Genomic DNA, 23,294 nt, shown 5'->3' with positions numbered 1-23,294 from the left:
ACGTTGATAGGCCGGGTGTGTAAGCGCAGCGATGCGTTGAGCTAACCGGTACTAATGACCCGTGAGGCTTAACCTTACAACGCCAGAGGCGTTTTGAGAGACCGATTTTCAGCTTGTTTTGCCGGATAACAGAATTTGCCTGGCGGCCACAGCGCGGCGGTCCCACCTGACCCCATGCCGAACTCAGAAGTGAAACGCCGTAGCGCCGATGGTAGTGTGGGGTCTCCCCATGCGAGAGTAGGGAACTGCCAGGCATCCATCAAGTAAGAGAGCCCTGAACACGCGTTCAGGGCTTTTTTACGTCTGCAAAAAATAACTTTTACGTTCGCTCACGGGTATTGCTGAAGCATCAGCATGCTATGGGTACTTTTTTTACCTCAAAAAAGATCTTACCGTCTCGCTTTTAGTGCCGGCGCAATTTCCTTTCTTCTCTGTCGCTGTCGGTTATGCCACATTAAGCTGAAACATTTTCATAAATAGCATGAAGTCTCGACATTCCGCGTATGCCAGGCTAATCTCGGGCATCTGGATGTCTAAACGTTTATATGGTTATCAGCAAGAGGTGAGCAGGTTATGCCAATCAGGGTGCCCGACGAATTACCGGCAGTGAATTTCTTACGTGATGAAAATGTGTTTGTGATGACCTCATCGCGCGCCCGTGTTCAGGAGATCCGCCCGTTAAAAGTACTGATCCTTAACCTGATGCCAAAAAAGATCGAGACTGAAAATCAGTTTTTACGTCTGCTCTCTAACTCACCGCTGCAAATTGATGTGCAGCTATTGCGGATAGACAGCCGCGAATCGCGCAATACCCCCAGCGAACATCTGAATAACTTTTACTGCAATTTCGAAGAGATACAGCACGATAACTTCGATGGCCTGATTGTGACAGGTGCGCCGCTGGGTCTGGTTGACTTTAACGACGTCGCCTACTGGCCGCAGATCCAGCGCGTGCTGCACTGGGCAAACGAGCATGTCACCTCTACGCTGTTTGTCTGCTGGGCGGTACAGGCTGCGCTGAACATTCTGTATGGTATTCCCAAGCAGACGCGGCAAAACAAACTGTCAGGCGTCTATGAACATCAGATCCTGCATCCGCACGCTTTGCTGACGCGCGGCTTTGATGACAATTTTCTGGCGCCGCATTCGCGCTATGCGGATTTTCCCAGCCAGCTTATACGCGACTACACCGATCTCGAACTGTTTGCTGAATCTGAGGCAACCGGCGCCTATCTGATGGCGAGTAAAGACAAGCGGCTGGCCTTTGTAACCGGGCACCCGGAATATGACGCGCTGACCCTTGCAGGTGAATTTCACCGGGATAATGATGCGGGTCTGCAGCCGGAAGTGCCGTTTAACTATTTCCCGCAGAACAATCCGGCCCTGCCGCCACGTGCGACCTGGCGCAGCCACGGCAACCTGCTGTTCTCTAACTGGCTGAACTACTATGTTTACCAGATCACGCCGTTTGACCTGCGCCACATGAATCCGACTCTCGACTGATCTCTTTTTAGCTTCTCTCCACCGCGATCGCCTTCGAGCCATCGCGGTTTTTTTATGTCTTTTCCAAAGCAGAAACCATTGCCTTTATTTTGATACTTTAAATAACAGTATATACAGAGAGTTAATGATTATCTTTTCATAAAATGGAAATAGTTTTTGAAATAAAAACTAAAATGCATATGCTCTGATCCTGTCGGTTACAAAACATCCAGTATTCTGATCCCGGCAGTAAACCAGGATCGCTTCAGGAGAGAGCCAGCATGACAGACACGATTATTCACTCTACGCTGACCTTCACTCAGCCCTTCTCAGACGCGGAGCAGCAACTGCTGACGCCGGCGGCTATTGATTTTCTGCAGGCGCTGGTCGTGCGCTTTGCCCCGGAACGCGATCGACTGCTTAAAGCGCGGCAGCAGCGCCAGCGGGACTACGATCGCGGAGCGCTGCCTGACTTTAATGCGGAAACCACTTCCATTCGTGAAAATGAATGGCAGGTGCGCCCGCTGCCTGAGCTGCTGTGCGATCGCCGGGTCGAAATTACCGGGCCACCCGATCGCAAAATGACCATTAACGCGCTGAACGCCAACGTTAAGGTTTTTATGGCGGATTTCGAGGATTCGCTGGCTCCGTGCTGGAGCAAGCTGATGGACGGGCAGCAGGTGCTGCGTGAAGCGGTCGCCGGTACGCTGCGTTTTACCCGCGATGATGGCCGGATCTACCAGCTGCGTTCCGATCCTGCACTGCTGATGTGCCGGGTACGCGGATTACATCTGGCTGAAAAGCATGTGGAGTGGCGCGACAAAGCGATTCCGGCTGGCCTGTTTGATTTTGCTCTCTTTGTATTCCATAACGTGCGGGCGCTGCAGGAAAAAGGGCATGCACCGTGGTTTTATCTGCCTAAAACCGAGCACGCCAGTGAGGTAGCGTGGTGGCGTGAGATCTTCCGCTTCAGCGAAGATCGTTTTGATCTGCCGCGTGGCACGATCAAAGCCACGGTACTGATTGAAACGCTGCCCGCGGTGTTTCAGATGGATGAAATCCTGTGGGAGCTGCGCGACCACGCCGTAGCGCTTAACTGCGGCCGCTGGGATTACATCTTCAGCTACATCAAAACGCTGGGGCAGCACGGCGATCGCATTCTGCCCGATCGACAGCAGATCACCATGGATCAGCCATTTCTGGATACGTACTCCCGGCTGCTGATTAAAACCTGCCACCGGCGCGGCGTACTGGCAATGGGCGGCATGTCTGCACTCATCCCGGCGCAGGAAGAGACGCGCAATGCGTGGGTAAAAGAGAAAGTTGAGGAAGATAAAGCGCGCGAAGCGGGTAACGGCCATGACGGGACATGGGTTGCGCATCCTGGTCTGGCAGATATTGCCATGAAGGTGTTTGATCGCCAGCTGGGCGATCGCGCCAATCAGCTGCACGTGACGCGTAATACCGATTCGCCGGTAACGGCTGAGCGGCTGCTGCGTCCCTGCCGCGGTTTACGTACCGAAGCGGGCATGCGCGCAAACATCCGCGTTGCGCTGCAGTATCTGGAAGCGTGGATTAGCGGTAACGGCTGCGTGCCGATTGAGGGACTGATGGAAGATGCGGCAACGGCTGAAATCGCCCGCGCCTCTATCTGGCAGTGGATCCGTCACAAACAGATCCTGAGTGATGGCCAGCTGGTCACTGCTGCCCTGTTTGAGCAGTTTCTTGACGAAGAGCTGGCCGCGCTGCGTCAGCGCTACGGCGACGTACGTTTTCAGCAGGGACGCTTTGAAGATGCAGCCGCGCTGATGGCGCAAATCACCACGGATAACGAGCTGGTTCCATTTCTGACGCTGCCAGGCTACCGCCTGCTGCCCTGACCCCGGAGAGAGTGCTATGAATCGGACACAACAGATCACACAGCTGGAAATGAGCTGGCAGGATGCGCGCTGGAACGGTATCACGCGTCCCTATCGGGCAGAAGAGGTCATCAGCCTGCGCGGATCGGTGACGCCGGCCTGCACGCTGGCAGAGCGGGGCGCCGTCAGGCTCTGGTCGCTGCTTAACGGCGGTGCGGCAAAAGGTTATATCAACAGTCTCGGCGCATTAACCGGCGGTCAGGCGCTGCAGCAGGCGAAAGCCGGTATTGAAGCTATTTATCTCTCTGGCTGGCAGGTGGCGGCGGATGCGAACCTCGCCGGGCAGATGTACCCCGATCAGTCGCTCTATCCGGTTAACTCTGTACCGGAGGTGGTGCAGCGGATTAATCAGAGCTTTCAGCGCGCCGATCAGATCCAGTGGGCCAGCGGCCTGTCGCCGGAAGATGACGCGTATGTCGACTATTTTCTGCCGATAGTGGCCGATGCGGAGGCGGGCTTTGGCGGCGTACTGAACGCTTTTGAGCTGATGAAATCGATGATTGTGGCCGGGGCTGGCGCCGTGCATTTTGAAGATCAGCTGGCGGCGGTAAAAAAATGCGGCCATATGGGCGGTAAGGTGCTGGTGCCAACGCAGGACGCGATTCAGAAACTGGTAGCTGCACGCCTTGCGGCTGATGTCATGAATGTGCCAACCGTGCTGATTGCGCGCACCGATGCGGATGCCGCTGACTTAATTACTTCTGACTGCGATCCGAACGACAGCGCGTTTATCACCGGTGAACGTACGCCGGAGGGGTTTTATCGCACCCGTGCCGGGATCGAGCAGGCGATCAGCCGCGGTCTTGCCTATGCGCCCTATGCCGATGTTTTATGGTGTGAAACCTCCACGCCCGATCTGGCGCTGGCGCAGCGCTTTGCTGACGCGATACACGCGCGCTATCCCGGCAAACTGCTGGCTTATAACTGCTCACCCTCATTTAACTGGAAGAAAAACCTCGACGATCGCACCATCGCACGCTTTCAGCAGGCGCTGAGCGACATGGGCTATCGCTTTCAGTTTATTACGCTGGCCGGGATCCACAGCATGTGGTTCAGCATGTTTGACCTGGCGCACGCGTACGCGCAGGGCGAGGGGATGCGCCACTACGTTGAAAAAGTGCAGCAGCCGGAATTTGCGGCGCGCGACAAAGGCTACACCTTTTCATCGCATCAGCAGGAAGTGGGCACCGGTTACTTTGATCGCATCACCACGGTGATTCAGGGCGGCGCATCTTCTGTGACGGCCCTGACCGGCTCAACGGAAACCGCGCAGTTCTGATCGGATCGGCAAGAGAGGCGCCGCTGCTGTGCAGCGGCTCGTGGCCACCGCGTACCGGAGATAACTGATGTCACCCGGAGAATCCCTTATTGCCCATACCATTCTGCAGGGCTTTGACGCGCAGTACGGTCGTTTTCTCGATATCACCGCCGGTGCGCAGCAGCGGTTTGAGCAGGCGGACTGGCCGGCGGCGCAGCGCGCCATGAAGGAGCGCATACATCTGTATGATCATCATGTCACCCTGGTAGTCAGTCAGTTGCGCGTGCTGAACGGGCAGGCGGAGTGGGATACCGCCTTCTGGCTGCGGGTAAAGGCGCACTATGAGACGCTGCTGCCGGGCTATCCGCGCCATGAAATTGCAGAGAGCTTTTTTAACTCCGTTTACTGCCGGCTGCAGGGGCACAGCCATCTGTTTCCGGAGCGGCTGTTTATTCACTCCTCGCAGCCGGGTTTGCAACAACCGGAAGCGCAGCGTCCACTGTCGCGTCGCTATGCTCCCCGGCCGGACTGGCAGAGTGCGCTGCGGCAGCTGCTGTCCGATCTTCCCCTGCGGCTGACGTGGCAGGATCGGGCACGCGATATCCGCTGGATTGAGCGGCATCTGAAGGAGCAGTTCAGCGCGGCGCAGCTGGCCGGTGCCGTGCTGGAGGTCGCCAGCGAACTTTTCTATCGTAACAAAACCGCGTGGATTGTCGCGCGGCTGCAGTTCCGCAGCGGTGAGATCCTGCCCTGTCTGCTGCCGATCCAGCGCGACAGCGATGGGCAGCTGTGGATCGATACCTGCCTGACGGATCGCGATGAGGCGAGCATCGTATTTGGCTTCGCCCGCGCCAGCTTCATGGTTTACGCCCCGGTGCCTGCGGCGCTGGTGGCGTGGCTGCAGCCGCTGCTGCCAGGCAAAACCCTCGCCGAGCGCTATATCGCCATTGGCTGCCAGAAACACGGTAAAACCGAGAGCTACCGCGAATATCTGCACTATCTGGCACACCATGATGACGCATTTGCGCCTGCGCCTGGCGTGCGCGGCATGGTGATGCTGGTGTTTACTCTGCCGGGCTACGATCGGGTATTCAAGGTCATTAAAGACCGTTTCGCGCCGCAAAAGGAGGTAACGGAAGCGCAGGTGCACGACTGCTACCGGCTGGTCAAAGAGCACGATCGCGTCGGACGCATGGCGGATACGCAGGAGTTTCGCTATTTTGCCCTGCCGCGCGCGCAGATCCCGGACGCGCTGATGGCGGAGTTCATGCGCGATATACCGGAAAAGATCACGCTGCGCGATGAGAACGTTATCATTCGTCATCTCTGGCTGGAGCGTCGCATGGAGCCGCTCAACCTCTGGCTGCAGCACGCCAGCGAGGCGCAGCGTCGGCATGCGCTGGAGGAGTATGGCAATGCCATCTGTCAGCTGGCGGCAGCTAACATTTTTCCCGGCGATATGCTGTTTAAAAATTTCGGTATGACGCGCCACGGGCGCGTGGTGTTTTATGACTACGATGAAATCCGCCTGATGACTGAGCTGATATTCCGTGACGTTCCGCCCGCGCGTTATGAAGAGCAGGAGCTGCAGGCAGAGCCCTGGTACAGCGTCGGGCCCGATGACATATTTCCGGAGACGTTCCGTTACGCGCTCTGCAGCGAACCCGCGACCGGCAGGCTGCTGCAGACGCTGCATCCGCAGCTGTTTGACCCCGGCTGGTGGCGATCGCTGCAGGCGCAGATCCGCAATGGCCATGTTGAAGAGGCGATGGCGTGGCGTAACGCCCGGCGCTTCAGCGTGCGCTACGCCACGGTAGCAGTTTAACGCCCGGCGTACGCCTGCGTGACCGTTCGGGCGGCGCGGATCACCAGCGCACCCAGCTCGGTAATACGATCGTCCGTCATACGGGCCAGCGGGCCTGAAATAGAGATCGCGGCAAACGCGTCGCCGTGCTCGTCATAAATAGGTGCCGCTACGCAGCGCAGCCCCAGCGCATGCTCCTCATCATCATGCGAGAAGCCCATTTTGCGGATCAGCGCCAGATTCTCTTTCAGCGTATGCGGCGACATCAGCGTTTTAGGCGTATAGCCGTGCAGGCCTTTCTGATGCAGCAGTGCAGTTACCTGATCGTCATTCAGATGGGCCAGAAAAGCTTTCCCGGCGCCGGAAGCGTGCATCGGCAGCTTGCCGCCAATCGGGGCTGACATACGCATCAGCTGCGTGCACTGCACCTGATCAACAATCACCGCCTGATAATCACTCAGGTCCAGCACCGCCAGATTCACCGTCTCGCCAGCTTCCTCCATCAGTCGCCGTAACACCGGATGCACAATGGCCAGCAGATTGCGGCTCTGCAGAAAACTGCTGCCCACCACAAAGGCGTGGGCGCCAATCGTCCAGTAGCCCAGATCGCCCACCTGATGCACAAAGCCCTGCTGCTGCATCGTGGAGAGCAGACGATGCGTGGTTGAATTTGGCAGGCCCGCCTGCTGCGCCAGCTCGGTCAGCGCCACGCTGCCGTGCGCGTCGGCAATTAGCTCCAGCAGACGCAGGCCGCGCGTCAGCGACTGAACCTGACCGCCAGCCGGCGGCGTAGCCGCAGGGGAGGTAACGCGAGGTTTTTTTCCGCGTTTAGCCGGTACCGGGGTAGCCATAGTTGCTCCATTTCAGCGTTGTACGTGGAAACCATTTTCGTTTTAACCATTATGGAGGCAAATGCAGTTGTGCTGGTCGGATCTGTGAGCAATGAGGAAAGAAAGCGTGCGGAGTCTGACTGATGCCAGGGGAAAGAGGGGTGGAGAGCATCAGCACAGATAGAGTGCGCGGGTGTTACCCCGCGCCCGATCTTAATTAAACCGCGCGTCGCGATCGGCGGTCAGATCGTAAAGCTGATATTTACGACTCAGCATCTGGCCACCATCACGCGTCAGCGGCACCCAGTTCACCTGTGCACGGCCGCGCGTTGGCGTGACGGTAAACAGATCCATCGGAACCGAAATATAGAAGCCTTTGGTAAAGTCGCCTTCGCCATACGCTTCAGATGAAACGTTGGTTTTGGTGGCGTAGAAGCCCACGGTGACACCGCTGTCGTAGCGTTTGGAGATATCCAGCGTGGCGCCTTTATCCTTCGCCAGGTATTGCCCCACGCTCGCTTTCACCAGCACATCCTGCATAAACCACGGGCGCCAGTAGGCGGTCAGATGACCGGTTGGCGCTTTGTAGTCGCGGAACTGCATCATGTTGTCCCAGTCGCGTTGTTTGACATAGTTGGCATCAACGCCCACCGCCCAGTTGCTGTCTACCGGGCGGTAGAGCACTTCAGCACCGGCGCCGCCATACATGGTCTCCAGATAGCCGCCATAAACCTGACCATACAGGTTATTACCGAGGTAATGCATATAGTTGGCCTGCAGATCGTTTACGTAGACATTGTTTTTCACATAGTCGCGGATATGGGTACGCACGCGCGGCAGCGTGGAGTCAGAGGGCGCGCCGTTATAATTGAAGCGGTCATAGTTGTTCACGATATTGCCAAACAGGCTGCCGCCCACCAGCAGGTGATCGGTCAGCCAGTAATCCGCGTTTGCCATCGCGCCAACCTGATACATATAGAAGCTTTCCGGCCCGCCAACTGACTGGTTGAGCACCGGTGACAGGCTGTAATTCAGGCGATCTTTACGCATAAACAGGCCCTGCTCGGTTGCGCCCGGATCGACCGGATTAACGCGCGACTGCTGCAGCGGCTGCTCATGCCCCAGCGGATAGCCGCTGAGCGTATTATGCAGGCTGGCAACCTGCGTGCGCGTCGTCACCTGCGGCATATTAAAGCGCGACTCCGTGACGGCAATCGTGTCAATGCCGGCCGGCAGGTGATTCATCATAATACGATTGGCGCGATCAACGCCTTCGCGCGTATCGCGATATTTGATCTGCTCACCGCTGACGTAAAGGGTAGCGCCTTTGGTCTGAATGCGCGGGCCATTGAATCCGGCGTCATACTTCAGTGCGCTAAGCTGGCTGGCGACCACGGCAGAATCCAGCAGATCGCCCTGCGGATGCGGGTCGTAAGCAGGCTTCGGCGTATCGATATGCGTCTGGCGCAGATCGTTGAAGTTGGTGCGAATGGTGACGCCAAACATAAAGGTGTTGCCGCGCTCATAGCTGGCATTGATATCTGCCCAGTCAGTAAGGCGATAAATCGCACCGGCGTTGACTTTGCTGCGCTGCTCCAGCCGTCCGGCAAAGTCATCCTGATAATCGTTGCCCTCATACTCCAGCTTAAGGCGCAGCGGCTGCCACGGCGTCTGATACTCCACGCCGCCAAACAGGGCAGCAGGGCCATGAAACAGCTGTGAGCCATTGACTGAACCGGCCGTGCCGCCACCGGTGCGGCTGCAATAGCTGTCGCTGTAAGAGCAAAACGGGTTTTTCACGGTGCCGCTGTTGCCGAGATAGCCCCAGCCAAGGCCCAGCGTAAAATCGAATGGCCCCCAGGCTTTAGACGCCACCAGATATTCGCTGTCAAACAGCCCGGTGCCGCCGAGGTCGCGTGAACCCACCGCCACCTCCGGCAGCCAGTAGCTCTCCTGCCAGAGGCGCAGTTTCAGATCGAACGCTTTATCTTTATAACTCTGGTTGCCGCTGAAATCTTCCACGCCGCTGTAGCGACGGGTCCGCACATCGGTATAGCGTACGGTGGTTTCCAGCCACGACAGAAGCTGAAGCGAGGCGGAGTAGTAGCGATACTGATCGTTATCCCGCGCGTTAAGGCTGAATTCACCCTCTTTCGCCATGCGGGCGGTAGGCGTCTGCAGCAGGCCGACGCCGCCAAAATCGGATTGTGAAGGACCCACCGGCTGCGGCCAGGTTTCAGCCTGCACCTGGCAGGCGGCAGAGACAGATGCAGCCAGCAGGCTGAGCAGTAGTTGTTTTTTCATTATTGCGGGATCCGGTGAGTCAGAACAGAAATCAGACGCGTATTTAAATCTGCCTGGCCCCACGGCAGGCTCCATGAGGTAAAGCCGAGCCAGATAATGCTGCCGGGTTCAACTTCAGCATGACGCTGATTCCAGTAGGCGACCGGAACCTGACGGACCTCGCCAGATGGCGCAATAACGGTGGCCACGCTGCGATCGCCACCGGTCAGGCGTTCGTGTGCGGCGAGATAGTCGCGTACGCTGCGTCCGGGCTGCCAGCTCTCTGCGCCAGGCCGGGCGAGGGCGCCCATAATCAGTACCTGGTGCGGTTCCGGCAGGGTATAGAGGTCATAACTGCCCTGCAGCGCACGATCCGCTTCCGGATGCAGCCGCAGCCAGTCGATATCCAGCGAGGTAAACTGCCGGCCGGTAACCGGCAGCGCGTTGAGCTGCCGGATCACTTCACCGATGGTTGCGCCGAGTGCGGCATCGCTGCTGCCCTGCCAGGCGCGCAGATCGGTCAGCAGCTGGTGGCGCTGTTGCTGTACGGCAGCGGTAGCACCGCGCTCTGCTATGACGGTGCCGGGCCACCAGGTATTGAGGCCGGGATGCGTCAGCAGCTGGCTCAGACGCTGAACGTCATCAATCTGCATGCTGCTATCGCCTGTCGCAGCGTGCACGGTAATCTGGCCTGCGGCCAGCGCGTTGCCTGCCGCAGGCAGAGCCAGTGCAGCCAGCAGAGTTATTATTTTTTTCATGATTTAGCCGGCTTCAAAAGGGTGGTTACAACAGGAAACTGGTCAGCGGCAAGCATCTGCTGCGCCTGCAGCACCGTGCCGTCGCGGTTGTCGATCCAGAACGTGTTCTGCCAGGTGCGGTTCAGGCTCGCCATCGACACATTTTCCTGCCAGACGCGGCACGGTATCGCTTCTCCCGCCAGCGTCAGCACTTCATCGGTGCCGCGCTCAAACTGCGAGACCGCCGTTGCGGCGCGTACCCGATCCTGTTCACGCCACTGCACGACGCGTGTCCAGCTGGCACCGTTCTGCAGATGCAGCGCATCAGCCAGCGGATCCCCGGCGAGGTTGCTGACCGCCTGCAGGTTGTCGCGCAGTCCCAGCGTTTTCACCAGGCGGCCATGCTGCATCACCAGCATGGCTTTGTCCTGAGTCACCCACTTTTGCTGACCCGCTTCAAGGTAGCCGAGCACCACAAAGATACGTGCGCCATTGTCGATGCGGGCGTACATACTGGCGTAAGGGAGTTTCTGAATCTGTTCGGCACTGACCGTGACGTCGTCGGGACCATTGACGGCAAGCATGACGGTCTGCTCAAGACCTTTTTGCGTCTGTGTGCAGGCCTGCAGCAACAGACAAAGCAGCAGCAAAGAGAGTTGGCGCACTGTGTGTATCCCTGTCTAAAAAACAAAAGCAAAAAATAACCACACGGCGGTATGGTCAGGAGTCAAAGCGTATTATCAGCGGGTCGTGCCCGTTGTGGTTGTTGTTGTACCGGTATTTGCGCCATCACCGCCGCCGCCGCCGCCAGCAGCGGCAAGGCCGAGACCTACCAGCGCGCCGAGCGCGCCAATCCCCACCGCGGTCGATGCGCCAGAGGAGATCGCGCCCGCCTGTGCGCCGGCTGCTGCGCCGGTCTCTTCCGGTACGGCGTGGGCGGCAGAAGCGACCGCGAGATATAACAAGGCTGCACCGGCAGCCACGAGTTTTTTCATAACAGCGTTTCCTGCATTTAGAAAAAAATGAATGAAGGAGCTATCCTGGTTTCAGGCGCATTTACGTCAGAGCAATAAAATATCAGCCTGTAGCAGGCTAAAAAGCGCGCCCGTATCCGGCTGCTGTGGTATTGCAGTCAGAAAAAATCGGCGTGAATAGCTTTTTTCCGTGGCCCGTTTGCTACTGCCTGAAGCGTAAATATGACGACATTATATACGGCAGGATTTTACACTTTTTTAGTAAAATTTGGCACGGAATAGGAATTATCGGATTTTCCTGATGGGTTGTAAATTTAAATCCGCGTGGATTCAGGGGGCTGAGCGCCTGTTGCACGCAATCAGATCCGGTAAAATCTGTGATTTTTGCAGAGGCTTAGCGCAACATCAGATTTTCTGTAGCCAGCCGAAGGGATATTTCATCAGCAATGAATGGCCGTATTAAAACCGGCAAATAAGCGGAATAAAAAAAGGCGGCCAGCGGCCGCCCTGATGATCCTGATGCAAATTAACGCCAGGATTTGTAGCGATTGATCAATCCATTGGTCGAGCTGTCGTGACTGGCAATATCTGCGTCATTTTCCAGCTCAGGCAAAATACGATTTGCCAGCTGTTTGCCCAGTTCCACGCCCCACTGATCGAACGTGTAAATATTCAGAATGGCACCCTGCGTGAAAATCTTATGTTCATACAGCGCAATCAGCGCACCCAGGCTGTAAGGGGTAATTTCGCGCAGCAGAATGGAGTTAGTCGGACGGTTACCTTCAAACACTTTAAACGGCACAACGTGCGCCACGGACTCCGCCGATTTGCCGGCATCCGTAAACTCTTTCTCTACCGTATCGCGTGACTTACCAAACGCCAGCGCCTCGGTCTGAGCAAAAAAGTTCGACAGCAGCTTCTGGTGGTGATCGGCCAGCGCGTTATGGGTAATGGCCGGTGCAATAAAGTCGCACGGCACCAGCTTGGTTCCCTGATGGATCAGCTGATAAAACGCATGCTGACCATTGGTGCCAGGCTCGCCCCAGATAATCGGGCCGGTCTGATAGTCGACCGGATTGCCTTCACGATCGACATACTTGCCGTTCGATTCCATGTTGCCCTGCTGGAAATAGGCAGCAAAGCGATGCATATACTGGTCGTAAGGCAGGATCGCTTCGGTTTCGGCACCAAAAAAGTTGTTGTACCAGATACCGATCAGCGCCAGCAGCACCGGCAGGTTCTGCTCCGCCGGAGCGGTGGCAAAATGCTGATCCATCGCGTGTGCGCCGCTGAGCAGCTGCGTGAAGTTGTCAAATCCGATGGAGAGAATAATAGAGAGGCCGATGGCCGACCAGAGCGAGTAGCGCCCGCCAACCCAGTCCCAGAACTCAAACATGTTGCTGGTATCAATACCAAACTCGCTGACCGCTTTGCCGTTGGTAGAGAGCGCGGCAAAATGTTTTGCCACGTGCTGCTGATCGCCCGCCGTTTTCAGGAACCAGTCGCGTGCGCTGTGCGCATTGGTCATGGTTTCCTGCGTGGTGAAGGTTTTTGAGGCCACCAGGAACAGCGTGGTTTCCGGGTTCAGATCTTTCAGCGTCTCAGCAATATGCGTGCCGTCAACGTTGGAGACAAAGTGCATATTCAGATGGTTTTTATAAGGGCGCAGCGCCTCAGTCACCATAAACGGACCGAGATCGGAGCCGCCAATGCCGATGTTGACCACATCGGTAATGGGCTTACCGGTGTATCCCTTCCATTCGCCGCTGATGATACGCTCAGAGAAGCCTTTCATCTTGTCCAGCACGGCGTTGACTTCCGGCATCACATCTTTGCCATCAACCAGAATCGGCGTATTGCTGCGGTTGCGCAGCGCCACGTGCAGCACGGCGCGCTCTTCCGTACGGTTGATCTTCTCGCCGGAGAACATCGATTTAATGGCGCCCGCCAGGTCAGTCTCTTTAGCCAGCGCCTGTAATTTTGTGAGGGTTTCCTCAGTGATACGGTTTTTTGAGAAATCCACCAGCATCTGGTCATCGAACGTAGCGGAGAATTTCGCAAAACGATCGGCATCCTGCTGAAAAAGATCGGCGATCTGCACTGATTTCATCTGTTCAAAATGCTGCTGCAGCGCTTGCCACGCTGCGGTTTGTGTCGGATTGATATTTTTCATGGCAACACTCTTGTTGATATAAGAACCGTCATTTCATCCGGGCGCGTTCCGCTGGCCCGGCATGCTTAGTTTCTCTTACGGCGCGCTGCTGATACCCCGGTGTGCGCCTGTTTATCAGGGGCATAACCGCGTCGGGTACAGTCGAACAGGCATCGCGCAAACGCATTTCAGTATGACCATAGTTGCAGGCGAAAGGAAAAATTTTGTGACCCTGGCCGCACGGTTTCAGTGAAATCCAGGCGCCAGTATGCCGCATGCGGAAAAGATAAATTCTGCGGCGCGTCAGTAAAAAGCCGCGTAAGCGGGCGCTTTTGTATCAGGGATCCCGCATCGGGCGCGGCGCGCATTTACAGCGGGGCTTCGCGCGTTAAAAAATCATTTCTCCGGGTGCCACAAGGCTGGACAGCAGCACAATTTGTCGATAATTTATGCCCGCGACTTGCACCTCCGGGTGCAAGCCAGAAGAGGCGCGTCGCCCAGGCAGTGTGTTTGAGGATCCGTATCCGGCGAAAACACATCAGGGGGTGCGACGCCGAGATGGCATAACACGCGGAGTGTTGTGCTGTCGGCTGCAGGGGCTGAATCCTCTGGGTTGTCACCAGAAGCGTCCGCAGTCGGACGTTTCGCAAGGTGAAGTGCTTTTGGTGACTCATCTCCTGATCTTGTCTGTCCAATTCCGCTCTTCTCTTGTGCCAAGGCTGTTATCCCTGTCTTCTGAACCGAATTCCCGGCGGAAGATAACCTGACACGAGGTTTGTTACATGTCTCAACCGTTGATTGTGGCAAAATTTGGTGGCACCAGCGTTGCCGATTTCGATGCCATGAACCGCAGCGCAGACGTTGTGCTGTCCGATGCCCACACCCGTCTGGTCGTTCTCTCTGCGTCTGCTGGCGTGACGAATCTGCTGGTCGCGCTGGCCGAGGGCCAGGATCAGGCAGAGCGTACCCAGATGCTGGATGAAATTCGCCGTATCCAGTACGCCATTATCGATCGCCTTGCTGCGCCGGATGTGATCCGTGAAGAAATTGACCGCGTGCTGGAAAACATCACCATGCTGTCAGATACCACGGCGCTGGCCAATTCTCTGGCTCTTACCGATGAGCTGGTCAGCCACGGCGAACTGATGTCAACGCTGCTGTTTGTCGAGATCCTGCGCGAGCGCGGTGTCAATGCAGAGTGGTTTGACGTTCGCAAAGTGATGCGCACCAGCGATCGTTTTGGCCGGGCCGAGCCGCAGGTGGCTGAGCTGCAGACGCTGGCAGCGGCGCAGCTGCAGCCGCGCATTGCGGAGGCGCTGGTGGTTACCCAGGGCTTTATCGGCAGCGAGAGCAAAGGGCGCACCACCACGCTGGGCCGCGGCGGCAGCGATTATACTGCTGCGCTGCTGGGCGAGGCGCTGCAGGCTGAGCGCATCGATATCTGGACCGACGTGGCAGGTATCTATACTACCGATCCGCGCGTGGTGCCGGCTGCGCGCCGTATCGAAGAGATCACCTTCGAAGAGGCGGCAGAAATGGCAATTTTTGGCGCGAAAGTGCTCCATCCTGCCACGCTGCTGCCGGCGGTACGCAGCGATATCCCGGTGTTTGTTGGCTCCAGTAAAGATCCGGCCGCCGGCGGCACGCGCGTCTGCAATGAAACGCGTAATCCGCCGCTTTTCCGCGCGCTGGCACTGCGTCGCAAGCAGACGCTGCTGACGCTGCACAGCCTGAACATGCTGCACGCGCACGGTTTTCTGGCTGAGGTGTTTGCGATTCTGGCGCGCCATAATGTTTCTGTGGATCTGGTCACCACCTCTGAAGTCAGCGTGGCGCTGACGCTGGATAACACCGGCTCCACCAGCAGCGTGGATAGCCTGCTGACGCAGGCGCTGCTTACCGAGCTCTCTTCGCTGTGCCGCGTGGAAGTTGAAGAGAATCTGGCGCTGGTCGCTATTATCGGTAACAACCTGTCGAAAGCCTGCGGCGTGGGCAAAGAGGTCTTTGGTGCGCTGGAGCCGTTTAATCTGCGCATGATTTGCTACGGTGCCAGCAGCTACAACCTCTGTTTCCTGGTGCCGACGCCAGATGCGGAAGCAGTGGTGCGCGCGCTGCATCACAACCTGTTTGGTGCCTGATAACCCCCTTTATGATGCTGATTAGCCGGACGCTGTCCGGCTTTTTTTCTGGCTAACCCCGCCATATCTGCTGGCGTTTGCCGCAAAGCGCAGTGTTATTTCCCGCTTCAGGGCGCAATACGCAGCAGCTGATAGGCAATTGCCGCCGGCACCGTCGTCGGCGATAACGAAATGTTATGATCCCTTCCGATTGCAGCGGTCGTTCCCCGTGCGATCTTTCACCTGTGGCACATTATCTAAAACCTCTCCGGCTCGTTTTTGTAGCGGACAAAGGTCTCTGAAAAAGGAAGTGTTTCATGCTCGCCAGTCTCACCCGCCTGTTTCCACTCTGGGCTGTACTGCTCTCAGTCGCCGCCTATTACTCGCCATCCACCTTTACCGGTATCGGTCCGTGGGTCTCTTATCTGCTGATGCTGATCATGTTTGGCATGGGCGTTACGCTAAATATTGACGATTTTAAACGCGTGCTGGTGCGTCCGGCTCCGGTGATTGCCGGCACCTTTCTGCACTATCTGGTGATGCCGCTGGCCGCATGGGCGCTGGCAAAGCTGTTTCAGATGCCGCCCGATCTGGCTGCCGGCATGATTCTGGTCGGCAGCGTCGCCAGCGGAACCGCGTCAAACGTAATGATTTACCTGGCGAAGGGCGATGTGGCGCTCTCGGTGACGATCTCTTCCGTCTCTGCGCTGGTGGGCGTGTTTGCCACTCCGCTGCTGACCCGTTTTTACGTTGATACGCATATTCAGGTCGACGTGGTGGGGATGCTGCTGAGCATCGTGAAAATTGTGGTGATCCCGATTTCACTCGGGCTGATTATTCATCACACCATGAACAGCGTGGTGCGCCGCGTTGAACCCTGGCTGCCGGCGTTTTCCATGCTCTGCATTTTGCTGATTATCAGCGCGGTGGTGGCGGGTAGCCAGAGCTTTATCGGATCGGTGGGCCTGATGGTTATTCTGGCGGTGATCCTGCATAACGCCATTGGTCTGCTCGGCGGCTACTGGGGCGGCAAGCTGTTTGGCTTTGATGAGTCGACCTGCCGCACGCTGGCGCTGGAGGTGGGGATGCAGAATTCGGGGCTGGCGGCTACGCTCGGCAAACTCTATTTCTCACCGCTTGCTGCCCTGCCGGGTGCACTCTTCTCGGTCTGGCACAACCTCTCCGGCTCACTGCTGGCAGGCTACTGGTCTGGCAAACCCATAAAGAAAAAATCCTGAATGGTTGATGCGGGCGATGCCAGTCGCCCGCAGCCATAGCATGCGGTTATAACTTCAGATACGCCCGGATCCCATCCAGAAACATCTGCGTCGCCAGCATAATCAGGATCAGTCCCATCAGCCGCTCCAGCGCGTTAACGCCTTTGTCGCCCAGCAGGCGCAGAAACAGCCCCGACAGCAGCAGAATGATAACCGTAGCTCCCCAGGCGATCAGCAGCGCGCCGACCAGATGGCTCATCTGATGCGGGTACTGGTGCGACAGCAGCATCAGCGTGGCCAGCAGTGAGGGGCCGGCGACCAGCGGGATGGCCAGCGGCACGAGAAACGGCTCCTCGCCAGCCGGCAGGCCGCTGCTGCCGGTGTCGCCGGAGGGAAAAATCATGCGAATCGCGATCAGGAACAGAATAATGCCGCCGGAAATAGAGACCGTTTCGGTGCGCAGGTTCAGGAACATCAGAATGCGTTCACCGGCAAACAGAAACAGCAGCATCAGACCGAGCGCAATCAGCATTTCGCGCATCAGCACCACGCGACGGCGTCTGGGTTCCAGATGTTTCAGCACCGACATAAAAATAGGCAGGTTGCCGAGAGGATCCATGATCAGCAGCAGCAGCACGGTCGCAGATATCATTTCAGTCATGGGCGGTAAACCACTCCTTTCTGTTGGTGTTCACTATTATTAGCTCTGTTGCTGAAAAAACAGGTGTAATCGAATTAATTCACTTGCCAGAAGTGCAGCATTTTGTAGAGTTGAAGGTCGCAGGTAAACCTGAATATTACGCAGGCTCGCGCATCGTTAGCGCCGGGTCTGATACATGCACTATACAGGCCTCGGCCCGAGCTCCTGAGACGGACAGAAAATGAAGAATGTAGGTTTTATTGGTTGGCGTGGCATGGTCGGCTCTGTGCTGATGTCACGAATGAGCGAAGAACGCGATTTTGACGTGATCAATCCGGTGTTCTTCTCTACGTCGCAGCTGGGTCAGGCTGCGCCCGCGTTTGGCGGTAAGTCAACCGGCGCGCTGCAGGATGCGTTTGATATTGACGCGCTGAAAGCGCTCGACATCATTATTACCTGCCAGGGCGGCGACTATACCAGTGAAGTCTATCCAAAGCTGCGCGAGAGCGGCTGGCAGGGCTACTGGATTGATGCAGCTTCTACGCTGCGCATGAAAGATGACGCCATCATTATTCTCGATCCGGTCAACCATCAGGTTATTCGCGACGGCCTGAACAACGGCATCAAAACCTTTGTCGGTGGCAACTGCACCGTCAGCCTGATGCTGATGTCGCTGGGCGGCCTGTTTGCGAACGATCTGGTGGAGTGGGCTTCGGTGGCGACTTACCAGGCGGCGTCCGGCGGCGGCGCGCGTCATATGCGCGAACTGCTGACGCAGATGGGTATGCTGCATGATCATGTCGCTCCGGCGCTGCAGGATCCCGCTTCCGCTATTCTGGAGATTGAGCGCAGCGTGACTGATTTTACCCGTTCCGGCACGCTGCCTGTCGACAACTTTGGCGTTCCGCTGGCGGGCAGCCTGATCCCGTGGATAGATAAACAGCTGGATAACGGGCAGAGTCGCGAAGAGTGGAAAGGGCAGGCGGAGACCAACAAGATCCTCAATACCGGCAACATCATTCCGGTTGACGGCCTCTGCGTGCGCGTCGGCGCGCTGCGCTGCCACAGCCAGGCGTTTACGCTGAAGCTGAAAAAAGATCTGCCGCTGGCAGAGATTGAGCAGCTGCTTGCAGCGCATAACGAATGGGTAAAAGTGGTGCCAAACGATCGCGAGATCACGATGCGCGAGCTGACGCCCGCTGCGGTTACCGGTCGCCTGACCACGCCGGTTGGCCGCCTGCGCAAACTCAACATGGGACCGGAGTATCTTTCCGCTTTCACCGTTGGCGATCAGCTGCTGTGGGGTGCCGCAGAACCGCTGCGTCGCATGCTGCGTCTGCTTATCGACTAAGCGCAGCGACATCAGACAGGCCGGGGTTTCCCGGCTTTTTTTTAATCAGCTGACGGGCAAAACCTAAGGCAAATTGCCGCCAGCGAGTGATCGGCTTCCCTTTTTTGTTTTTCCGATAACAATTTTTCACGTTCCTCCCTGGCTTCTGCCAACCCCAAGCTATGATTTAACTGAGAAGTACCGATTGTTAACAGGTTGTACTTTGTAAGCGAATTAGTAGTGGTACCTGGCAACGAATTTTCCCATGGAGGGTGGCCTCTCTTGCCAGCGTACGTATGACTCAATGAAAAGCAGCGCACTTACAGCGGCACAGCTGCCCCTGCGGTCGCCTGCACAAAATCATAGGAAGAAAGTCATGTCAGAGTTTCCCGATCGCGATGCGATCAATGCGCTTTTTGCCGGGGATTACGCCGACCCCTTTTCTGTCCTGGGAATGCACCAGACCGTTCAGGGCCTTGAAGTCCGCGCGCTGCTGCCGGATGCGTCTGAAGTCTGGGTGATTGAAACCAAAACCGGCCGCAAATGTGGTCAGCTGAAGTGTCTGGATTCACGCGGCTTTTTCAGCGGAGTAATTCCGCGCCGCAAGAACATGTTTCGCTATCAGCTGGCGGTGAACTGGCATGGTCAGCAGAATCTGATTGATGACGCCTACCGTTTTGGCCCGCTGCTGGCCGATATGGACGCCTGGCTGCTGGCTGAAGGTACGCACCAGCGTCCGTATGAAACCCTGGGTGCGCACGGCGCGACCATTGATGGCGTCAGCGGCATCCGCTTTGCCGTATGGGCGCCGAATGCCCGGCGCGTCTCTGTGGTGGGCGACTTCAACTTCTGGGACGGCCGCCGTCATCCGATGCGCTTCCGGCGCGAACTCGGTATCTGGGAGCTGTTTGTGCCGGGTGCGGTAAACGGACAGCTCTATAAATATGAGATTGTCGATTTACACGGGCAGATGCGTATCAAAGCTGACCCGTTTGCGTTTGAAGCGCAGATGCGCCCGCAGACGGCATCGATGATCTGCGGCCTGCCGCCGAAGGTTGAGATGCAGCCAGCGCGCAAAGCGGCGAACGGTTTTGATCAGCCTATCTCTATTTATGAGGTGCACCTCGGCTCATGGCGACGCCACACCGATAACAACTTCTGGCTGAGCTACAAAGAGCTGGCTGAGCAGCTTATCCCCTATGTCAAAGAGATGGGCTTTACCCATATCGAGCTGCTGCCGATTAATGAGCATCCGTTTGACGGCAGCTGGGGTTATCAGCCGCTGGGCATGTATGCGCCGACGCGGCGCTTCGGCACGCGCGATGAGTTCCGTCAGTTTATTGCAGCGGCACATGAGGCGGGTATCAACGTACTGCTGGACTGGGTACCGGGCCATTTTCCTGACGACGACTTCGGTCTGGCGAAATTTGACGGCACTGAACTCTATGAACACAGCGATCCGCGCGAAGGGTATCATCAGGACTGGAATACGCTGATCTATAACTTTGGGCGGCGTGAAGTCAGCAACTATCTCTCCGGTAACGCGCTTTACTGGCTGGAGCGGTTTGGCATTGACGGCCTGCGCGTGGATGCGGTGGCTTCAATGATCTACCGCGACTACAGCCGTAAAGCGGGCGAGTGGATCCCGAATCATCTGGGCGGGCGCGAAAATCTGGAAGCGATTGCATTTCTGCGTCATACCAACCAGACGCTGGGCACGGCGGTACCTGGCAGCATCACCGTGGCGGAAGAGTCAACCGACTTCCCTGGCGTCACGCGCCCGAGCGAAAATGAAGGGCTGGGCTTCTGGTTTAAGTGGAACCTGGGCTGGATGCACGACACCCTCGACTACATGAAGCTCGACCCGGTACATCGCCGCTATCATCACAATCTGATGACATTTGGCATGGCCTACAACTACAGCGAAAACTTCGTGCTGCCGCTCTCCCATGACGAAGTGGTGCACGGCAAGCGCTCTATTCTCGATCGCATGCCGGGTGACGCCTGGCAGAAGTTCGCTAACCTGCGCGCCTACTACGGCTGGATGTGGGCGTTTCCGGGTAAAAAGCTGCAGTTTATGGGCAATGAGTTTGCTCAGGGGCGCGAGTGGAACCATGACGTCAGCCTCGACTGGCACCTGCTGGAAGGCGATGACAACTGGCATCACGGCGTGCAGCGTCTGGTACGCGATCTCAACCACACCTATCGCCACTATGCGCCACTTTATCAGCTCGACTTTGATCCGCAGGGCTTTGAGTGGCTGGTAGTGGATGACCACGATAACTCGGTGTTTGTCTTTGTACGCCGCGACCGCGAAGGCAATGAGATCATTGTTGCCAGCAACTTTACGCCGGTCACGCGCCAGGATTACCGTTTTGGCGTCAATCAGGCGGGCAGCTGGCGCGAAGTGCTGAATACCGATCAGCACGACTATCACGGCAGCGACGTGCGTAACCACAGCATCGCCCGCACCGACGAGATTGCCAGCCACGGCCGCGCGCAGTCGCTGAGTCTGACCCTGCCACCGCTGTCGACCATCTGGCTGGTGCGGGAGGCGGACTGATGATCGAAGCGGGCCAGCCTGCGCCGCACGGGGCCCGCTATGATGGACGCGGCGTCAACTTCACGCTCTTCTCGCGTCACGCAGAGAAGGTGGAGCTCTGCCTGTTCAGCTGTGAAGGAGAGGAGCAGCGTCTGACGCTGCCCGCCCGCAGCGGCGATATCTGGCACGGCTATATTGCCGGGCTGAAGCCGGGTCAGCGCTACGGCTATCGCGTTTATGGTCCGTGGGATCCGCAGCGGGGACACCGTTTTAATCCGGCTAAACTGCTGGTGGACCCCTGCGCCAAAGCCGTTACCGGCAGCGTTGCGGATGACGCCGCGCTGTATGGCGGCATCGCGCAGCCTGACAGTCAGGACAGCGCCGGCTGCATGCCCAAATCGCTGGTTATCGCTGAAGACTTTGACTGGGAAGACGATCGGCCACCGCGTACGCCCTGGGGCAAAACGGTCATTTACGAAGCGCACGTGCGCGGTCTGACGCAGCTGCATCCGGAAATTCCTGAAACGCTGCGCGGGACGTATGCGGCGCTCGGCCACCCTGCTATGGTGAAGTACCTGCGCGACCTCGGCATTACCGCGCTGGAGCTGCTGCCGGTGGCGGCGTTTGCCAGCGAGCCGCGGCTGCAGCGGACAGGGCTGCAAAACTACTGGGGCTACAACCCCTACGCGCTCTGGGCGGTACACCCGGATTATGCGTCAGGGGAAGCGGGCGTCACAGCGCTGCTGGAGTTTCAGCAGGCGGTGAAAACGCTGCACGCAGCAGGTATTGAAGTGATCCTGGACGTGGTCTTTAACCACTCCGCAGAGCTGGAAGAGATTGGCCCGACGCTATCGCTGCGCGGGGTGGATAACGCCAGCTACTACTGGCTTGATGAGCAGGGGAATTACCAGAACTGGACCGGCTGCGGCAACACGCTAAATCTCAGCGATCCGCAGGTGGTGGCGTGGGCGCTGGAAGCGCTGCGATACTGGGTACAGCACTGTCACGTTGATGGCTTTCGCTTTGATCTCGCCAGCGTGCTGGGGCGTACGCCGGACTTTTGCGCTGAAGCACCGCTGCTGGCGGCGATTCGCGCCTGTCCGGTTCTGTCGCAGGTCAAGCTGATTGCTGAGCCGTGGGATATCGGCGAAAACGGCTATCAGGTGGGCCGGTTTCCGCCAGGCTTTGCCGAATGGAACGACCATTTTCGCGACGCCGCACGCCGCTACTGGCTGCATGGCGAACTGAACAACGGCGAGCTGGCGCGTCGGTTTGCCGCCTCAGCCGATCTGTTTCAGCAGGCAGGGCGCCGGCCGCACGCCAGCATTAATTTTATTACCGCGCATGATGGCTTCACGCTGCGCGACCTGGTGAGCTATAACCATAAACATAATCAGGCTAACGGCGAGGATAACCGCGACGGCAGCAGTGACAACTTCAGTCATAACCACGGGCATGAAGGGCTGAAAGCGAATCCGGATGTCCTGCAGCGGCGGCGGCACAGCGCGCATGCGCTGCTGACCACGCTGCTGCTGGCACAGGGCACGCCGATGCTGCTGGCGGGCGATGAGCGCGGCCAGAGCCAGTATGGCAACAACAACGCCTACTGTCAGAATAACCTGCTGACGTGGCTCAACTGGCAGCAGGATGATGAAGGACTGGTCGACTTTACTGCGGCGCTGATCCAGCTGCGCCAGCGCATTCCGGCGCTGACGGCAGACTGCTGGTGGCAGGAAGGTGATGGTCAGGTGCAGTGGTTCAATGCCAGCGGCAAACCACTGGAACCAGAAGAGTGGGAGCGGGGTGCGCATCAGATGCAAATCCTGCTGTCGGATCGCTGGCTGATAACAATAAATGCAACAGATGCAATCAGTGACCTAGCCTTACCAGACGGAGAATGGCATGCCATACCTCCTTTCGCCGGGGAAGATAATCCCATTTTGACAACTGTCTGGCACGGGCCCGCACGCGGCGTGTGTGTGTTCCTAAAGCAATCATAAGGAGTCAGA

Annotated in this window: 16 protein-coding genes, 2 rRNA genes and 1 riboswitch; of the genes, 11 read left to right on the top strand and 7 right to left on the bottom strand. The window is 57.4% G+C overall.

Translation table 11 applies throughout. The annotated features are described in order from the left end of the window. The 6 genes from C1Y41_RS13860 to aceK form a co-directional block, all read left to right on the top strand. Window positions 1–76, top strand: a 23S ribosomal RNA gene (locus C1Y41_RS13860); the annotation flags it as partial. A gap of 62 nt (window positions 77–138) precedes the next feature. Then, a 5S ribosomal RNA gene (rrf, locus tag C1Y41_RS13855) occupies window positions 139–254 on the top strand. Between the two features lie 319 nt (window positions 255–573). After that, on the top strand, window positions 574–1,503 hold the full coding sequence (metA, locus tag C1Y41_RS13850; RefSeq protein ID WP_071668471.1) for a homoserine O-succinyltransferase: 930 nt from the start codon (window positions 574–576) through the stop codon (window positions 1,501–1,503). A gap of 260 nt (window positions 1,504–1,763) precedes the next feature. Continuing rightward, window positions 1,764–3,362: a malate synthase A gene (gene aceB / locus C1Y41_RS13845; protein WP_104085635.1), complete on the top strand. Its 1,599-nt coding sequence runs from the start codon at window positions 1,764–1,766 to the stop codon at window positions 3,360–3,362. Between the two features lie 16 nt (window positions 3,363–3,378). Beyond that, window positions 3,379–4,680, top strand: a complete 1,302-nt coding sequence (aceA, locus tag C1Y41_RS13840; RefSeq protein WP_104085634.1) for an isocitrate lyase — start codon at window positions 3,379–3,381, stop codon at window positions 4,678–4,680. A gap of 67 nt (window positions 4,681–4,747) precedes the next feature. Next, window positions 4,748–6,484 carry a bifunctional isocitrate dehydrogenase kinase/phosphatase gene (aceK, locus tag C1Y41_RS13835; RefSeq protein WP_104085633.1) on the top strand — a complete coding sequence of 579 codons (1,737 nt, stop codon included), beginning with the start codon at window positions 4,748–4,750 and terminating at the stop codon, window positions 6,482–6,484. Here the strand turns inward: aceK and iclR are convergent. From iclR to pgi, 6 genes are all read right to left on the bottom strand, one after another. Next, on the bottom strand, window positions 6,481–7,314 hold the full coding sequence (gene iclR / locus C1Y41_RS13830) for a glyoxylate bypass operon transcriptional repressor IclR (RefSeq protein WP_039381868.1): 834 nt from the start codon (window positions 7,312–7,314) through the stop codon (window positions 6,481–6,483). The genes aceK and iclR overlap by 4 nt on opposite strands. A 192-nt stretch (window positions 7,315–7,506) precedes the next feature. Next, window positions 7,507–9,597 carry a YjbH domain-containing protein gene (locus C1Y41_RS13825; RefSeq protein ID WP_104085632.1) on the bottom strand — a complete coding sequence of 697 codons (2,091 nt, stop codon included), beginning with the start codon at window positions 9,595–9,597 and terminating at the stop codon, window positions 7,507–7,509. Beyond that, window positions 9,597–10,334 carry a capsule biosynthesis GfcC family protein gene (locus C1Y41_RS13820; RefSeq protein ID WP_104085631.1) on the bottom strand — a complete coding sequence of 246 codons (738 nt, stop codon included), beginning with the start codon at window positions 10,332–10,334 and terminating at the stop codon, window positions 9,597–9,599. Before C1Y41_RS13820 ends, C1Y41_RS13825 begins: the two co-directional genes overlap by 1 nt. After that, window positions 10,331–10,978 (bottom strand): YjbF family lipoprotein, encoded by a 648-nt coding sequence (locus C1Y41_RS13815; RefSeq protein WP_094112274.1) that lies wholly within the window; start codon window positions 10,976–10,978, stop codon window positions 10,331–10,333. Before C1Y41_RS13815 ends, C1Y41_RS13820 begins: the two co-directional genes overlap by 4 nt. Before the next feature lie 75 nt (window positions 10,979–11,053). Beyond that, the gene (gene yjbE, locus C1Y41_RS13810) at window positions 11,054–11,308 is read right to left on the bottom strand and encodes an exopolysaccharide production protein YjbE (RefSeq protein ID WP_039381876.1); all 255 of its coding nucleotides are present in this window, start codon (window positions 11,306–11,308) and stop codon (window positions 11,054–11,056) included. Between the two features lie 505 nt (window positions 11,309–11,813). Continuing rightward, window positions 11,814–13,460, bottom strand: a complete 1,647-nt coding sequence (gene pgi / locus C1Y41_RS13805) for a glucose-6-phosphate isomerase (protein ID WP_065650404.1) — start codon at window positions 13,458–13,460, stop codon at window positions 11,814–11,816. 454 nt (window positions 13,461–13,914) lie between these two features. Next, window positions 13,915–14,109: riboswitch (Lysine riboswitch) on the top strand. Between the two features lie 112 nt (window positions 14,110–14,221). Here pgi and lysC point away from each other — a divergent pair. Continuing rightward, the gene (gene lysC / locus C1Y41_RS13800; RefSeq protein WP_094112172.1) at window positions 14,222–15,577 is read left to right on the top strand and encodes a lysine-sensitive aspartokinase 3; all 1,356 of its coding nucleotides are present in this window, start codon (window positions 14,222–14,224) and stop codon (window positions 15,575–15,577) included. 296 nt (window positions 15,578–15,873) lie between these two features. Continuing rightward, window positions 15,874–16,794 (top strand): ketopantoate/pantoate/pantothenate transporter PanS, encoded by a 921-nt coding sequence (gene panS / locus C1Y41_RS13795; RefSeq protein WP_039381880.1) that lies wholly within the window; start codon window positions 15,874–15,876, stop codon window positions 16,792–16,794. 46 nt (window positions 16,795–16,840) lie between these two features. On the opposite strand, the gene C1Y41_RS13790 is transcribed toward panS, so the two are convergent. Continuing rightward, entirely contained in the window at window positions 16,841–17,434 is a 594-nt protein-coding gene (locus C1Y41_RS13790; protein WP_039381881.1) for a YhgN family NAAT transporter, read from the bottom strand. A gap of 220 nt (window positions 17,435–17,654) precedes the next feature. On the opposite strand from C1Y41_RS13790, the gene asd reads away from it, so the two are divergent. From asd to glgX, 3 genes are all read left to right on the top strand, one after another. Continuing rightward, window positions 17,655–18,764, top strand: coding sequence for an aspartate-semialdehyde dehydrogenase (asd, locus tag C1Y41_RS13785; protein WP_104085630.1), 1,110 nt, complete (start codon window positions 17,655–17,657; stop codon window positions 18,762–18,764). Between the two features lie 355 nt (window positions 18,765–19,119). Then, window positions 19,120–21,306, top strand: a complete 2,187-nt coding sequence (gene glgB, locus C1Y41_RS13780; RefSeq protein WP_104085629.1) for a 1,4-alpha-glucan branching enzyme — start codon at window positions 19,120–19,122, stop codon at window positions 21,304–21,306. Beyond that, window positions 21,306–23,285 (top strand): glycogen debranching protein GlgX, encoded by a 1,980-nt coding sequence (glgX, locus tag C1Y41_RS13775; protein WP_104085628.1) that lies wholly within the window; start codon window positions 21,306–21,308, stop codon window positions 23,283–23,285. The genes glgB and glgX overlap by 1 nt, the downstream gene beginning before the upstream one ends. The last annotated feature ends 9 nt before the right edge of the window (window positions 23,286–23,294 follow it).

It is taken from the genome of Pantoea sp. ICBG 1758 (genome assembly GCF_002928325.1).
GTDB lineage: Bacteria > Pseudomonadota > Gammaproteobacteria > Enterobacterales > Enterobacteriaceae > Pantoea > Pantoea eucrina.
Note: the sequence above shows the minus strand (reverse complement) of the source record. Positions and strands in the feature narration are given on the sequence as shown.